Here is a 15,537-nt window from a genome sequence, read left to right as displayed (position 1 = left end):
GGTCAGACCACCTCTTCCTGGCCCTGGCGGGCGGCCGCGAGCCGTACCGCGTCCAGGATCTTCTCGTAGCCGGTGCAGCGGCAGAGGTTGCCGGAGAGCGCCTCGCGGATGTCCGCATCGGTCGGCTGCGGGTTGTGCTCCAGCATCTCGTCGGCGGCGACCAGGAGGCCGGGCGTGCAGAAGCCGCACTGGACGGCGCCCGCGTCGATGAACGCCTGCTGGATCGGGGAGAGTTCACCGCCCTCACCGGTCTGCGAGTCGCCCTTGGCCTGCCACCGCTGCGCGTCCTGCAAGGAGGTGCCACAGGCGCCGGAGGGACAGCCCGCGCCGGGGTGGGCGTCCTCGCGGTGCTTGGCGTAATCGGCCAGGCCCTCGACCGTGACCACCTCGCGGCCCTCGACCTGGCCCGCGGCGACCAGACAGGAGCACACCGGCACCCCGTCGAGACGGACCGTGCACGAACCGCACTCGCCCTGCTCACAGGCGTTCTTGGAGCCCGGCAGGCCCATCCGCTCCCGGAGGACGTACAGCAGGCTCTCGCCTTCCCAGACGTCATCGGCCTCCTGGCGGCGGCCGTTGACGGTGAATGTCACGCGCACTGTGCGCTCCTCTCCTTGCCGCGGTAGGACTCCCAGGTCCAGCCGAGGGTGCGGCGGGCCATGATGCCGACCGCGTGCCGGCGGTACGTGGCGCTGCCGCGCACATCGTCGATCGGGTTGCAGGCGCCGGCGGCGAGCTGCGCGAACTGTTTGGCGACGGACGGCGGAATGGGGTTGCCGGACTCCCAGTAGCCACCCTCGTCCAGCGCCGCGGTGAGGAACTCCTCGGCCTCGCGGGCCCGTACGGGGGTGGGCGCGGCGGAACCGATGCCGGTGCGCACCGTGCGGGTCCCGGGGTGCAGCGCGATACCGAAGGCGCACACCGCGATCACCATGGCGTTACGGGTGCCGACCTTGGAGAACTGCTGCGGTCCGTCGGCCTTCGGCAGATGCACCGACCGGATCAGCTCGTCGGGCTCCATGGCGTTGCGCTTGACGCCCACGTAGAAGTCGTCGACCGGGATCATCCGGCGGCCGCGTACGGACTCGACCTCGACCGCACCGCCCGAGGCGAGCAGCGCGGGGTGCGCGTCGCCGGCCGGGGAGGCGGTGCCGAGGTTGCCGCCGACGCCGCCGCGGTTGCGGATCTGCGGGGAGGCGACGGTGTGCGAGGCCAGTGCCAGGCCCGGGAGTTCGGCCCGCAGGTTCTCCATGATCTGGGTGTAGGAAACGGAGGCGCCCAGACGGACGGTCTTCTCGCCGACCTCCCACTCGCTCAGGTCACCGATGCGGTTCAGGTCGAGCAGATACTCGGGGCGGCGATGGTCGAAGTTGATCTCGACCATCACGTCCGTGCCGCCCGCGATGGGCACAGCGGTAGGGTGCTCGGCCTTGGCGGCGAGCGCCTCCTCCCAGCTGGCGGGGCGAAGGAAGTCCATGGTTGGCCTCTTCTGCGAAATCGGTCGTTCGTTACTCATGGTGAGGACGCTGCGCTCACATCGCCATGGAGCCGTTCATGTCCTGTTAACGGTTGAGCCTTAGTGAACGCGCCCCGGACCCGCCCGGTGCAGTCACCGAAACCATGAAGCGGTTGGCTGGCCACGGCACCTGTCTTGTAGATTCGAACGAAAGACGAGGCTCTGAAACCTCGCGGAATTCCACCGGCAATACCAGACAGCAAAGAACGGCGGGCGAGGTCATGCGGCTCCGCGCACTCCTGGACACCCCCTCCCTGGGCCTGCGGCTGCTCGGGGGCGAGGACGAGCTGGACCGCACCGTACGCGGCGTGATGACCACCGACCTGCGCGACCCGAGCCGCTACCTCTCCGGCGGCGAACTGGTGCTGACGGGCCTGGCCTGGCGCCGCGCCCCCGAGGACTCCGAGCGGTTCGTCCGCATCCTGGCCGCCGCCGGGGTCGCCGGGCTCGCGGCGGGCGAGGCGGAGCTGGGCTCGGTCCCGGACGACCTGGTGGCGGCCTGTGTGCAGCACCGGCTGCCGCTGTTCTCGGTCGTCGAGGACGTCTCGTTCGCCTCCATCACCGAACATGTGGTCCGCCAGGTCTCCAGCGAACGGGCCGGTGACCTCGCGGCCGTGGTGGACCGTCACCGGCGGCTGATGACGTCGGGCCCCACCGGCGGCGGTCCGGAGGTGGTCCTGGACCTGCTGGGCTCCGACCTGGATCTGCGGGCCTGGGTGCTCTCCCCCACCGGACGGCAGATCGCCGGGTCGACGCTGGCCGGCACCGGGCCCGAGCTGTCCACCGAGCTGGCCGCCCGGCTCGCGGGGGAGCATCTGGCGGCCGCCCGCAGCGGCCGCCGCGGCCCGTACCGCGTCACCCTGGAGGGGGCCGGCGGCACGTTCTCGCTGTTCCCGATCCGCCACGACGGCCGTGACCTGCGCCAGACCCTGCTCAGCGACTGGCTGCTGGCCGTCGAGGCGGACGCCGGTGACTGGCCCGAGGAGCGCCTCGACCTGCTGCACGGCGTCACCCAGCTGATCGCCGTGGAACGCGACCGGCGCGACGCGGCCCGTACGGTCCGCCGCCGGCTCGCCCAGGAGGTGCTGGAGCTCGTCCAGACCGGCGCACCGCCGGCCGAGATCGCGGCCCGGCTGCGGGTGGCGGCCCCGGTGCTGCTGCCCGGACTGGGCACCGCGCCGCACTGGCAGATCGTGGTGGCCAGGGTCGAGTGGGAGGACGGCGACGTCCCCGGCGGCCCGGTGGCCCAGAGCCTGCTGGAGGAGGTGCTGGTCGACCCGGGCACCTTCGGTCCGGAGCCGTCCGACCGGATCGCCGTGGCCCACACCGGCGACGAGGCGGTGGCGCTGGTGCCGCTGCCCGTCCCGGACGAGCCCGGGGACTCCTCGGCGGCCGGTCTGCACGCCGCCGACCTGCTCGCCGTCGTCCAGGCACCGCTGGGCCGGGGCCTGGCGGACGACGGGCGGCTGACGGTCGGGGTGAGCGCCTCGGTGCACTCGGCGGAGGGGCTGCGCGGCGCGCTGGAGGAAGCCCGGCACGCCCGCCGGGTCGCCGCCGCCCGTCCGGGCCGGGTCTGCGCCGCCGGGCACGAGGAGCTGGCCTCGCATGTGCTGCTGCTGCCGTTCGTGCCGGACGACGTCCGCCGGGCCTTCACCGCCCGCCTCCTGGACCCGCTGCGCGACTACGACCGCCGCCACCGTGCCGAGCTGATCCCCACGCTGGAGGCGTTCCTGGACTGCGACGGCTCCTGGACCCGCTGCGCCGGCCGCCTCCACCTGCACGTCAACACGCTCCGCTACCGGGTGGGCCGGATCGAGCAGCTGACCGGCCGTGATCTGTCCCGCCTGGAGGACAAGCTCGACTTCTTCCTCGCACTGCGGATGAGCTGACGGCGGCGGGGCCGAACCCGTCGGCCCGGGCTGCGCCGTTCGGGGTCATCCGATCGGGCGGCATCCCGTTCGCGGCGGACGGGCGCGAGCGGGCGCAGCACCGCGCGGCGCGCCCGATCAGCGCCGCGCCCCCCGCCAGAACCGCACACCCGGTGATTGTGAAAACATTCACTCAGCCCCTTGGCCCCACGACGGAATCCGTGCTGAGATTCGCCCACGGTCTTGCAACTTCCAGCTCAATGGCGCGCTAGGGGAGGGCAATGTGGCGGATACCGCCATGTCAGGATCCGCGGATCCCGTGGATCCGGTCAGTTCAGCGGAGCCGGTACCGCTCGCGGTACCGGGACCCGCATCCGCACCGGAGGCACCGGCACACGGCACGGTCGAGGGGGACAGCCCCCTCGACCGTGCCGTTTGGCGACTGCGCTCCCGCGGCTGCTGGGACGACGCGGCCGCGCTGCTGGAACCACACTCCGTCCATCACGCCCCGTCGGCGCTCCGTCGCGCCGCGCTCCTGGTGGAGCGCTGCATGTTCACGGCCACCGGCTGGGCCGCGGCGGAGGACGCACTGCGCAGCGCCGAGGCCCTGGCGAGCGGCGACGACGAGCGCGGCGGCGCGGCCTGCGAGCGGGGCCACCTCGCGTACGCCGCCACGGTCCTGAGCGTGCGCGACCGGGCCGACGAGGCGCGTTCGGCGCTCGGCCGGGCCGCCGCGCTGCTGGCGCCCGCCGCGCCCGGCCGCCCGCTGCTGGACTTCCGCCGCGGGCTGATGGCCGAGCACGTCGCCGACAGCCCGGACTCGGCGCGCGCCGCCTACCGCCGCGCGCACGCCGGCGCCACCGCGCACGGCGACACCCTGCTGCTGTCCTTCACCTGGCGCCATCTGGCCGGGCTGGCGCTGCGCGACGGCGACGTGGCGGAGGCCCGGCACGGTTTCGCCGAGTCGCTGCGGATCCGCGAGGAGCTGGGCTTCCTCATCGGCACGGCACCGGCCCTGGCGGCGCTGGCCGACGCCGTCCCGGACACCGACGCCCCCCGGCTGCGCGCCGAGGCCGCCCGGCTCTTCCGCCTCATGGGCGGCGTCCCCACCTGGCTCGCGGACCATCTGTCCACCGCCGTCACGGCGACCTAGGGCGGCCACCGGGAAGCGCGGAGGACGGCCAACCACACGCCGAGGGCGAGCGGTTGGCCGTCCTCCGTTTGTCACCGCCCTTGCCCCTTCTTCTCACCGCCCTTGCCTCTTCACCCCCGCGCCGTCAACCCCCCGTAGTCGGCCATGCCCCCTCGCGCTGCGATTGGCCGGATCTGGACGGTCCCCGCGGCGGATCGGCCGGGGCGCGGTGGTTGCCATCCGCCCCCGCGGTCGACGAGCCAGCGGAACCATGAGGTGGGACCATGGGCGGAAGCCGGGGCCAGGGGTGTTCCATCGGGCCCCACAGGCCCCGAGAATGGCCGCAAGTCGCACTGTGAGGCGGCGGCAGGGACTTGGATGCTGGTCCGGGACCAGCTGGGGTCCCCACCCACTGGCACAGCCTTGACAGGAGGCCATAGATGACAGCAGGAGTGACGAATACGACCGCTGGAACGGACTGGGGCAAGGCAGATTTCGAGGCGATTTACAACTGCCCGGATCCCCGTCGGTACTTCACCACACTGAACCCCCTGGACTACCAGATTCCGCACCACGGCCAAGCGGTCTTCCGCGCCGTGGCCGAGACCCTCCAGCGGCACCGGAGCGACCGCCCACCGCTGAACGTCGTCGACCTCTGCTGCTCGTACGGGGTCAACGCCGCGCTGCTCAACCACCGGCTGTCCCTCTCGGACCTCTACGGCCATTACGCCGCGCCCGGCGCGGGCATGCCGACCACCCGCCAACTCCTCGAAGAAGACCGCACGTTCTTCGCCACCCGGAGAAACGCCGCGCCCTTCCGGATCACCGGCATCGACGTGGCGGACCGCGCGGTCGCCTATGCCCGGGCGGTCGGTCTGCTCGACCACGGATTCGCGGAGAACCTGGAGCTCGACGAGCCGAGCCCGGAGCTGCGGAAGGTCCTGACCGGCACCGACCTGATCACCGTCACCGGCGGCGTCGGCTACATCACCGCGCGTACCTTCGGTCATCTCTTCGACCATGTCTCCACACCGCCGTGGGTCGCCGCGTTCGTCCTGCGCACGGTCTCCTACCAGCCCGTCTCCGCACTGCTGGCCCGGGCCGGCCTGGTGACGGAGAAGCTCACCACCCGCACCTTCCGGCAGCGCCGGTTCGCCGACGGCGGCGAGCGCCAGGCAACCTTCGAGGCACTGGCCGGCCGCGGCCTGTCCACCGCGGGCAAGGAAAGCGACGGCTTCTACCACGCCGAGCTCTATCTCTCCCGGCCCGCCGCCGATGTCGCGGCGCTGCCCATGGAAGAGCTGCTCCCCGACTGAGCGGCTCTGGGACGAGACCCCCTAGTGCGGGTGCCGGGCCACCGAGACATGCTCGCGGGCGATCCGCTCGACGACCGCATACTCCTGGGCCACCAGGGCGTCGAGCAGCGCCGTGTGCTCGGAGGCGTCGGCCAGCAGCTCGGCCGTACGCAGCCGGGGGCCGCCGGCCGGCCCCTGGGCGCGGCGCAGCAGGTCGCCGGCGACCTCGGTGAGCCGGCGGTTGCCGGTGAGCGACATCAGGGCCACGTGGAAGGCGTGGTCGGCCTCGGCGTAGCCGGCCCGGTCCCCGCGGGCGGCGGCGGCCACACCCGCCACGGCGAGCGGGCGCAGCTCCTCCCAGCGCTCCGGGGGCAGCGCCCGCGCCAGCCGGACGATCGCGGGCACCTCCAGCATCCTGCGGACCTCGGCCAGCTCGGCGAGGTCGCGGGAGCTGCACTCGGCGACCCGGAAGCCGCGGTTGGGCACGACCTCGACGGCGCCCTCGCACGCAAGCTGCTGCATGGCCTCCCGGACCGGGGTCGCGGAGACGCCGTAGCGCTCGGCCAGCGCGGGGGCGGAGTAGACCTCGCCCGGGGTCAGCTCCCCACCGGCCAGCGCATGGCGCAGCGCGGCCAGCACCTGGCCGCGGACGGAGTGCCGCCGGGGCGCGGCGGGACCGGGCTGCGCGGGCACCCACGCCCGCGCGGCCGGCTCCTGTTCCGCTGTGCCCTGTTCCATGACGGATCCTCCTGACGTATCCCAGCACCATAGGCGGCGCGGGCCACAGTACAAATCCGTGCGCCGGTCCCGGAAGCTCACCGGACCGGCGGGACTGACACCGCTCGACCGCGGGTAACTTTCGAGTAAGGTAAGCCTTGCCTTCCTATCGATCCGCGATTCGGTGGTCTCCCCCATGACTTCTGTTCTCGCCGCCCCGGCCGCGACCCACCCCGTGGCCGAGGCTTACGCCCGGCTCTCCGAGGTATTTCCCGGGCTGCGGGTGACCACCTGGCACACGGCCCCGCCCAGCGGCGACGGCTGGGTCTGCGCCGCCGGGCTGGCCGCCGGCGGCGAGACCCTCGATGCCTTCCTCGCCTGGGACGCCGCCCAGATCATCCGCGACCACGGCCGCCCCGCCCGGCCGGACGTGGTCGCCAGCTTCGCGTTGCACCGCTACGCCTGGCCGGCCTGCCTCCTGATCACCGTCCCCTGGTTCCTGCACCGCCGGGTCCCGCTGCTGCCCGTCCAGGACGTCTCGATGCAGCGCGAACGGGGCCGCATGGCAGTGCGCATCAGCGCATTCGCCTGCCTCCCGGACGACCCGGCGGCGGCGCTGCCCGGCGCCCGAGTGGTACCGGACGAGGAGGCACTGCGCACGGAGGTCCGAGCCGCGGTGGCCGGCCATCTCGGGCCCGTCCTGGAGGGCTTCCGCACCCGGATGCGACGCGGGTCGCGGGCCCTCTGGGGGATGGCATCCGACGAGATCGTCGAGGGCCTCTGGCACGTGGCACAACTACTGGGCGAGGAGCCCCGGGCGCTGACCGCGCTGGAGCAACTATTGCCAGGCGCCACCGCCCCCTACGCCGGAAGCGCGGGCTTCCGCACACTGACCGGCCCCCGCGGCGAACCCCTCCCAACCCGCGACCGCGCCAGCTGCTGCATGTACTACACACTGCGCCCCGACGACACCTGCCTCACCTGCCCCCGCACCCTCGACGAGGACCGCGTCCGGCGCCTGACGGCTACCACCTGACGCCCGCTCAGTCCACGCAGGTGCGGGCCGCGGGCGAATCGGCGTCGTACGCCCCCGAAGAACTCCGCCACCGCACACAGCAGAGCTGCATCTCTCTCCCCCCGCAACGCTGCTGCCATGAGGGCGCCGGCCTCAAACACGGGTACTACGCTTCGGCCGGTGCGTGACTTCAACGGCTTCGATAAGCTTCCGGGCCGCCCAGAGGCGAACGCCAATCATGCGGGCGCGTCGCCGCACCGCTGGCGCCGAACGGGCAGCCACGAAATTGTGGGCTCTCGTGGCCAGATCCTTTCACGGTCTGTCCGCTCACCGCCTCGTCTCGCTGCCTTCGCCACTGCCAGACTGTGAAACATGACAGCCACCACCGGGATTACCGAGAATATGGATTCCATGGTGCGGAACTCTCAGTAATTTCACGGACTTACGGCTTCGCAGTAGGGGCACACGACATCATGTCGCATCCACGGATACCCTCCACTGCCTTCTCCACCTGGTGATCAATGAATTAACGAGTAATCGATATCGCCCTGACCTGGCCAGGGCGGACGCACAAACCTCAAGGAGGAACATCGTCATGGCACTTGGATGCCCGCACTGCAAAGGTGCCGATGAACGGCCGGCACAAATCATCTCGCAGCATCAGACATCTGCCGGCCTCACAGTGTGGACCCGCTGCGCATGCGGTTCACTACAGGCCCGCGTGGTCTCCTCCTCCGGAAACCGCGTGGTAGCACGCGGCCGGCCGGAACAGAACAGCTAGGTACTCAGCTGCCTCCCGGCTAGCTGGCTGAAGAATTGGGCTGCTTTGGAGACAGACCGGCCACCACAGGCCCCAGGCCCTCCCTATGCCCACAGCCGCAACGCAGAGCTTTGGCACATGCCATCCGAGGATCGGCCCGAAGCTGCCCGTTCTCCTGGCAGCGCTTGCCGCCAATGGGCAGCCCCGGGCCGATCTACTGTTGCCGAATTCAGTCGAGAGCGGCCTCGCTGAGCTGGCAGGGCTCACCCAGGTGCTCAGCCATCAGGTTCGCGAAGGATGCCCGAGGTAGTGGCGTGAAGTCACGGGCGGCGACGAATTCCGGACGCCTGTCCTGAGCAGCGATCGGCCCGGTGCATACGTTCTCAACACTGTTGAAAACGACGAACACATTGGCCCTGGGGAAGGGGGTGATGTTCCCGTTCGAGCCGTGCATGCAGTTGCAGTCGAAGACTGTTGCCGAGCCCGCCGGCCCGGTGAGAAGTTCGATTCCGTGCGTGTCCGCCAGGGTGGACAGGCTGCCGTAGTCAGGTGTGCCCACCGTCGGTTCGCGCAGCGACTCCTTGTGATAGTCCTGCGGAGTCTCTCCGGCACAGGAGACGAATGTCTTGTGAGATCCTGGCATGATCATGAGCCCGCCGTTGTGCTCATAGTTCTCCGTAAGCGCAATAGAGATACTTACGGCGCGCATACGCGGCATGCCATCTTCCGAATGCCAGGTCTCGAAGTCAGAGTGCCAGAAGAAGTCCCTCCCCTTGAACCCGGGCTTATAGTTGACCCGAGATTGGTGAACGTAGACTTCCGACCCAAGGATTTGACGAGCACGTCCGTGAACACGAGGGTCAGCGATGAGTTCCGCGAATACTTCACTGACCTTGTGGATCTCAAAGATGGATCGAACTTCATCAGAGTCTCGCTCCCTGATTGTCCGCTCGTCGCGCATGACGGTCTCATCCTGTGTCAGCCGCCAGAGCTCCGAGCGATATCGTTCCACCTCACCGGGCAGCAGGAGCTGTTCCGTCGACAGAAAGCCCTTCTGCTCGAAAAGAGATAATTCCCGTGAATCGAGCGGCCCGTGCTCCGGAGCGCCGTAGACGACCGGATCCTGCCGGCCGAGCAGGGCTGGTTCGCGTACCCGCGTCGGGTAACTGTCATCAGGACGAGAAGACGTTTCAGCGCGTACTGCCGTACTCATTTCATTCTCCTTCACGTCGAATGCGCGGCGCTACGTGACTGTGGCAGCTTGTCCGCTGATCACGACTCGTGTTCTGCAGTGGATTCAGCGGGCCGATCCGGAGAAGTACTTCGGGGTCATGGCCGGGCGGGAAGAGTTCTGGACCGAAGAGCGGCTCACGCCGGAGGGTGGCTCCTCGGGCGCGGGCGAAGGCAGACAGGAAACGATCGGATGCCATGTTGTCGGGTGTCACCGTGGCTTCAACGAATCGATAGCGATGATTGGCGAGGTGATCCACCATGCGTCGGGCGAGCCCTTGCCCTTGATGCGCCGCAGCCACTGCCGTTTGCCAGACAAAAAGTGTCTCCGGGTCACCTGGGCGCGCGAACGCCAAGGTGAATCCATGAGTGCCCTCCGCCGAACGAGCGACGACGGAACTAGCGGCGAAATCCCTGCACCATAGTGCATAAAAGTACGGCGAGTTGACGTCAAGTGTCCTTGCCTCGCGAGCCAGATTCCACAGGGCAGGACCCTCGCCTGCCCGTGGGGCGTCAAGGTGAACATGCGCAGATTTCAATTCGGGCTGATTCGCTGAATCAGGAGATTCCACTGAAGGGGCTGGGAGGGTGCGCTCTAACGACATCAGATTTCCCCCAAATGGGTCAGCACGGGCTGTCTATGTTCTGGCACTGGCATCAGAACATAGACAGCCGATGCAGCCAGGCATTTCTTAGAATGGTTCAGACCAGTCGCATGCTACGGGTCAAGCAGCCGGCCGCTCTCCCAGGATGAACGCGAACCGGTCATTGAACTCCAGTTGCGGAGTGGTATAGCGGTGCTCGATCTCCTTCAGACCTTGAGCAAGCTCATCTTCCGAAAAGTTGGAAAGAACTGACATCCAGCGATCACTGACCAGTCGAAGCCATTTGTTGCGATCGACGGATAGCGGAAATTCCTTGTAACCAATAGTTGCTTTAAGCCCACCCAACTCCAGCGCGGCTGCCACCTCCTCAGGATCAGGTTGCTCGGTGGCAAATCGGCCCAAAGCTGCTTCGAAGAGCGGATAGTCGATTTGAGGCGGAAGAGCGACGATCAGGAAGCGGCCGCCCGGCGCGAGGCGCTGGGCGAGGCCCGACAGAGTGTTCTCCAGGTCTGTGAAATGGTGAACCGCTTCCTTGATCACAATGGCGTCGAATGTGTCGTACGGTAACGACACATCTCCGGCAACTACTTCTTCCGCTGTCGCCTGGACGGCGTGGAGCCGCGGATCTTCAGGCAGTAACTCCAGGAGAGCTGCCGAAGGATCGACGCTGACCACCGGTGTCTGCGGCGTGGCATAGGGCAGGAGTCTGCTCAAGAACAGCCCCGTCCCCACTCCGATGTCGGCGATCCGTTGACCTTCCGTCACCCGGAGGTGATCCCGGATCTGCTCGGCCATCCAGTCGGGATAGTCGGGCCGGGTCTCCCACAGGTCGTTGTAGATCTCAGAAAGCTTTTCGTAGTGGAGCTCAAGACGCTTGTCCATCCATGCCTCCAGAAGTGTGTTGTTTTCCGACCCAATCGACTTGAGATCGGATCATGGTGAGCGTTCGTTACGGTCCTAATCGCGCTCACTGGACGAGGTTTGCATCCACCCAGCTCCGGAACTCGTCGATACGGTGTTCAAAGGGTGAGTAGACCTGCGAATCGTCAAAGCTCCGCGAATGGGCACCCAGCTGCACCCGTTCACACGCGTCAAAGTCCTCACGATTCGTCACGTCAAGCACTTTGACTGCGTCTTCCGGGGAGAACATGGGGTCATCGGCCACATCAGGGTGAAAGAGCCATTCTCCGACGACCCGGGTGCGATCAGGCCCCTGCGGTTCGAGCCGCATACAGAACACGTGGTCAGGAACGAAGACGATGGAAACATTCGGCCACAGCAGAATTCCGTAGAAGGTCCGTTCGTCTTCAGCGGGCACCTTGGGCAGCGTCGGTGCGACAGGTCGGCCAGACATCGAGAACCCCGTTGCTTCATCAGCGAGGGGAGCACCCAGCCCTTGCGGCCCTGTGACAGTTCCATATCCGCCGCGGAACTGCGGTACCGCTGCACACAGTTCCGGATGCATCGTGAGGCAGTGGTAACACTCGTCGAAATTCTCCCAGAGGATCTTCCAGTTTGCCCGCACATCATAAGTGATCTTGTGGGTTACCTTCAGGCGTTCGGTTTCGTAGTGGGCAATCGGATTGGTTTCCCCGAATCGATCCCGGATCAGCGGGTCAACTTGTTCCGAAAGCGGAGATGCTTTCTCGTCTAAATTTACCCAGACATAGCCCAACCATTCTGTGACCGACACGGAATGAAGGTGCCGATCGCCCGTTCCCGGCGGCAACTTGTCACGCCACGGGACTCCGACGAGTCGGCCATCAAGGCCGTACGTCCATCCGTGATAGCTGCACCGGATCGACTTCCCGAAGTCGCCCTGGTCCTCCAGACACAACTGGGCTCCACGATGCCGGCAAATATTCAGCATGCCGGCCAGAGCGCCACTTCGGTTACGCACCAGTAAGACGCTCTCTCCGCCGAGTTCGACTCGAATAAAAGATCCCGCATTCGGGATATCAGATGAATGCGCCACACACATCCATGAACGACCGAAGATGCGCTGACTCTCTAAGTCGAAGGCTTCTTGGCTGGTATACCGATCACTCGTCCATAAGGGCATTTCCCGCGTTTCCTCTCACGGCTCTGCATCCTGAAAGCGAGCCGATTCTTCGAGAATGTGACGCTACTTACGACGCACCAGAATGAGATACGTCCGGAAATCGAATCGATGAAGGAATCCCCTGCATCTCTTTCCTTGATCGCAACCGCAGAACCACCGTGACATGCTCATCAAACACGAGTCAACAAGCGACCACATTGGCTGGTCGTCCGTTATGTCGCATCGTGCCTCAGGTCGGGCCGGCGGAAGTCTGGAGGTCTGGAGGTCTGGAGACGGAATGACGCGTTCAGAGATCACGAAGTTCCTGGCTACTGGAAAGAACCGACCGGGCCGCATGCTGCGCCCCCAGTTCAAAGGAATGGTCGGGGGGTCGCGCGTGACTGGTTGGCCGAATATGAGCGCCGCAGGAGTCGGTCCCGGAGCTCTTCCGGCATACGCCAAGCCGGCATCTCCGGCGCAGTGCGGTGAGTTACACAGGGTTAAGCGCTTCACGGCCGAAGGAATGACTCACCGGCCTTAAACCACTCCACGATCTGCGGCACCGCTAATTCGGCCATTCGGATGACCGACGCGACAAAGGAAACTTTGGCTCCCACTGCGGCACACAACAGACATGATGCGCCTTCATGGGCAATACATCGTTGGAACGGCACTCCTGCCCCCAGGACACGTCCAAGCGCCGTGGGACCTACAGGTTTGCCGCTCCGTGCTGGTCGGCCGTCCGTGGGCCGTGCTCCTTGGGGGCTGCCGGTCCACGGAAGGTGCTGCGATAGGCGCTCGGCGACACTCCCAGTGCCGCTCGCAGGTGCTGGCGCAGCGAGGTCCCGGTGCCGAAGCCCGCGGTCACCGCGATCCTGTCGATCGGCAGGTCGGTGCCTTCAAGGAGCTGACGTGCGCGTTCCAGGCGCTGTTGGGTCAGCCACTGCACCGGGGTGAGGCCGACTTCCTCCCGGAAGCGGCGGGTGAGGGTACGTACGCTCATCGCCGCGTGCGCGGCCAGGTCGTCGAGCGTGAGCGGCTGGTCAAGGCGCTCCATGGCCCAGGCCCGGGCTTTGCCCGTGGACGAGGACTCCGGTTCGGGGACGGGGGTGCGGATGTACTGCGCCTGCCCGCCGTCGCGATGTGGCGGGACGATGGTGCTGCGGGCGACGTCGTTGGCGATCGCGCTGCCGTGGTCGCAGCGGATCATATGGAGGCACAGGTCGATTCCGGAGGCTTCGCCGGCCGAGGTCAGGACGTCGCCTTCGTCCGTGTAGAGGACGTCCGGGTCGAGTTCGACCTGCGGGAACAGTTCCCGGAAGTTCTGGGAGGACTTCCAATGCGTGGTGGCACGACGGCCGTTGAGAAGGCCGGCCGCCGCCAGTACGAAGGCTCCCGTGCAGATGGAGGCGATCCGGGTGCCGGGGCGGATGGCGGCGAAGGCCGCGGCGAGCGAGCTGCTGAGCCGCCCCTCGGTCTGCGTCTCGTCCTCTTCGTGCGAGGCCGGGACGATGACCGTGTCCGCCTCCCGTAGCGTCTCGGGACCGTGTGCGACGTAGATGGGGAAGTCGGCGTCGGTACGGATCTCACCCGTGGACAGGGCACAAGTGATCACTTCATACAGGGGATCGCCCTTGGCCGACCTCGTCTGGCCAAACATCTGATGGACCAGACCCAACTCCATGGGCATCAGTCCGTGGCGGACGAAGACTGCCACGTGGTGCCGACCAGGGTGTAAGAAGGTGGTCATGGCCAGATTCTTGCACGGGCTGTCTGCCTGACTGCTGCGCCGCCCACCCCTGGTCTCCCATCATGATCAGAGTGACTCAAAGCATCGAAACCCCGCCTCTTGTTCATGAACCCCGAGTGCACCGTGCCTGGTGGGTCGCCGCGGTCGCAGCTCTGGCAATCGTTGCCGCCGGCGCGTTCAGCACCATGCCGGGCTTGCTCGTGGACCCACTGCACGAGGAATTCGGCTGGTCGCACGGCGAGATCAGCTTCGCGGTCTGGGTGAACATGGCTCTGAACGGGTTAACCGCCCCGTTCGCCGCAGCTCTGATGGACCGCTTCGGCTTGCGTCGCGTTGTCGCCGGCGCGCTGGCTGTCATCGCCGCGGGCGCCGCCCTGACGACGGTGATGACGGAACCCTGGCAGCTCACCCTCTATTGGGGTGTCCTGGTGGGCCTCGGCTGCGGCTCCATGGCAATGGCGTTCGCCGCTACTGTCACCAACCGCTGGTTCGTCAAACGTCGTGGGCTGGTCACCGGCCTCCTCACAGCGGCCAGCGTCTTCGGGCAGTTCGTGTTTCTGCCCGTGCTCTCTTGGATCGTCGACCACCATCACTGGCGAGCCGGCACCGTGACCGTCGGACTGACCTCGTTGATTGTCGTGCCCTTTGTGTGGCTGCTGTTACGCAACCACCCTGCGGATGTCGGTCTCAAGCCGTACGGGTCCCACGAGTTCGTGCCGGGACCTCCCGCCGCTCCGGGCACCGGGCGCCGCACACTCAAAGTGCTCTCCGCCGTGGTCAGGACGGGGCCCTTCTGGCTGCTGGCGGCCACCTTCGCCATCTGTGGTGCGTCGACCAACGGAATCATGTGGACGCACTTCACCCCTGCTGCTCACGATCACGGCATGCCGGTCACGGTGGCCTCTTCGCTCCTGGCCATGGTCGGGATCTTCAACGTAGTGGGCACGATTTCCTCGGGCTGGCTCACCGATCGCATCAACCCCCGCTGGCTGCTGGGAAGTTACTACGCACTCCGGGGTCTGCTGTTGATGTTCCTGCCCGCCATGATGGGGCCGACCGTTCAGTTTCCGTTGGTCTCCTTCGTCGTGCTGTTCGGCGTCCTGGACGTGGCCACGGTTCCCCCCCACCATCGCGCTGTGCCGTGAGTTCTACGGAGAAGACAGCGCCATCGCCTTCGGATGGGTGCTCGCCGCCCACCAGATAGGTGCCGGCCTGGTCGCCTTCGGCAGCGGCGTGGCCCGAGACGCCCTGGGCTCCTACGACCTGGTGTGGATGGCCACCGGGGCACTCTGTTGTGCGGCGGCCATGCTCGCTGTGATCATCCGGCGGGCGGGATCCGACATGAAGCACGCCACAGCGAACGAACTCGCGAGCTCCACCGCCACAAGCCGTTGAGGCGTCGAAACGCCCCCACGAAGCGATGCGCTTCATGTGCTGCGGTCACGCTGCGACAGCCTCGGGCCGATCGACGAGGGGTCCTCTGGCTCAGATGGTCGGCCGGACAAGTCCTGGACAGCTGCCCGCCGTTGCGACCGCCGGTCCGGAAGCGGGGAGGACGCCACGGAGTTGTCACCGAAGAGAACAGCCTGGGGCAGCGCTCCGGCTGTT

At 67.3% G+C, this 15,537-nt stretch carries 12 protein-coding genes and 2 pseudogenes; 5 read left to right on the top strand and 9 right to left on the bottom strand.

The annotated features are described in order from the left end of the window. Positions 1-2 precede the first annotated feature (2 nt). Both AC3EUV_RS31430 and AC3EUV_RS31425 read right to left on the bottom strand, forming a co-directional pair. On the bottom strand, positions 3-599 hold the full coding sequence (locus AC3EUV_RS31430; RefSeq protein ID WP_362612121.1) for a (2Fe-2S)-binding protein: 597 nt from the start codon (positions 597-599) through the stop codon (positions 3-5). Next, positions 590-1,477: an FAD binding domain-containing protein gene (locus tag AC3EUV_RS31425; protein ID WP_432145642.1), complete on the bottom strand. Its 888-nt coding sequence runs from the start codon at positions 1,475-1,477 to the stop codon at positions 590-592. Before AC3EUV_RS31425 ends, AC3EUV_RS31430 begins: the two co-directional genes overlap by 10 nt. A 260-nt stretch (positions 1,478-1,737) precedes the next feature. Here AC3EUV_RS31425 and AC3EUV_RS31420 point away from each other — a divergent pair, with 260 nt between their 5' ends. The 3 genes from AC3EUV_RS31420 (at position 1,738) to AC3EUV_RS31410 (ending at position 5,832) form a co-directional block, all read left to right on the top strand. Next, on the top strand, positions 1,738-3,405 hold the full coding sequence (locus AC3EUV_RS31420; protein WP_435604406.1) for a PucR family transcriptional regulator: 1,668 nt from the start codon (positions 1,738-1,740) through the stop codon (positions 3,403-3,405). A gap of 277 nt (positions 3,406-3,682) precedes the next feature. Next, positions 3,683-4,537, top strand: a complete 855-nt coding sequence (locus tag AC3EUV_RS31415; RefSeq protein WP_432145640.1) for a hypothetical protein — start codon at positions 3,683-3,685, stop codon at positions 4,535-4,537. Positions 4,538-4,956: 419 nt separating this feature from the next. Then, complete coding sequence (locus AC3EUV_RS31410) at positions 4,957-5,832, top strand: hypothetical protein (protein ID WP_432145639.1); 876 nt, start codon at positions 4,957-4,959, stop codon at positions 5,830-5,832. Positions 5,833-5,853: 21 nt separating this feature from the next. On the opposite strand, the gene AC3EUV_RS31405 is transcribed toward AC3EUV_RS31410, so the two are convergent. After that, a complete protein-coding gene (locus AC3EUV_RS31405; RefSeq protein ID WP_435604405.1) occupies positions 5,854-6,549 on the bottom strand; it encodes a GntR family transcriptional regulator in 696 nt (231 codons plus the stop codon). A gap of 175 nt (positions 6,550-6,724) precedes the next feature. Here AC3EUV_RS31405 and AC3EUV_RS31400 point away from each other — a divergent pair, with 175 nt between their 5' ends. Continuing rightward, positions 6,725-7,564 carry a (2Fe-2S)-binding protein gene (locus AC3EUV_RS31400; RefSeq protein ID WP_435604404.1) on the top strand — a complete coding sequence of 280 codons (840 nt, stop codon included), beginning with the start codon at positions 6,725-6,727 and terminating at the stop codon, positions 7,562-7,564. Positions 7,565-8,532: 968 nt separating this feature from the next. Here AC3EUV_RS31400 and thpD read toward each other — a convergent pair. The 6 genes and pseudogenes from thpD to AC3EUV_RS31370 form a co-directional block, all read right to left on the bottom strand. Continuing rightward, positions 8,533-9,516: an ectoine hydroxylase gene (thpD, locus tag AC3EUV_RS31395; RefSeq protein ID WP_432145636.1), complete on the bottom strand. Its 984-nt coding sequence runs from the start codon at positions 9,514-9,516 to the stop codon at positions 8,533-8,535. 1 nt (position 9,517) lies between these two features. Continuing rightward, positions 9,518-10,138, bottom strand: a complete 621-nt coding sequence (gene ectA, locus AC3EUV_RS31390; protein WP_435604403.1) for a diaminobutyrate acetyltransferase — start codon at positions 10,136-10,138, stop codon at positions 9,518-9,520. Positions 10,139-10,258: 120 nt separating this feature from the next. Continuing rightward, positions 10,259-11,020 (bottom strand): class I SAM-dependent methyltransferase, encoded by a 762-nt coding sequence (locus tag AC3EUV_RS31385; RefSeq protein ID WP_435604402.1) that lies wholly within the window; start codon positions 11,018-11,020, stop codon positions 10,259-10,261. Positions 11,021-11,105: 85 nt separating this feature from the next. Continuing rightward, the gene (locus tag AC3EUV_RS31380; protein WP_488187988.1) at positions 11,106-11,831 is read right to left on the bottom strand and encodes an SRPBCC family protein; all 726 of its coding nucleotides are present in this window, start codon (positions 11,829-11,831) and stop codon (positions 11,106-11,108) included. 45 nt (positions 11,832-11,876) lie between these two features. Continuing rightward, positions 11,877-12,119 (bottom strand): annotated as a pseudogene (locus AC3EUV_RS31375) (aromatic ring-hydroxylating oxygenase subunit alpha); the annotation flags it as partial. A 769-nt stretch (positions 12,120-12,888) separates the two neighbouring features. Beyond that, entirely contained in the window at positions 12,889-13,929 is a 1,041-nt protein-coding gene (locus AC3EUV_RS31370) for a GlxA family transcriptional regulator (RefSeq protein ID WP_435604400.1), read from the bottom strand. 62 nt (positions 13,930-13,991) lie between these two features. On the opposite strand from AC3EUV_RS31370, the pseudogene AC3EUV_RS31365 reads away from it, so the two are divergent. Next, a pseudogene (locus AC3EUV_RS31365) lies at positions 13,992-15,324 on the top strand (MFS transporter). The last annotated feature ends 213 nt before the right edge of the window (positions 15,325-15,537 follow it).

It is taken from the genome of Streptomyces sp. bgisy130, assembly GCF_057708345.1.
Note: the sequence above shows the minus strand (reverse complement) of the source record. Positions and strands in the feature narration are given on the sequence as shown.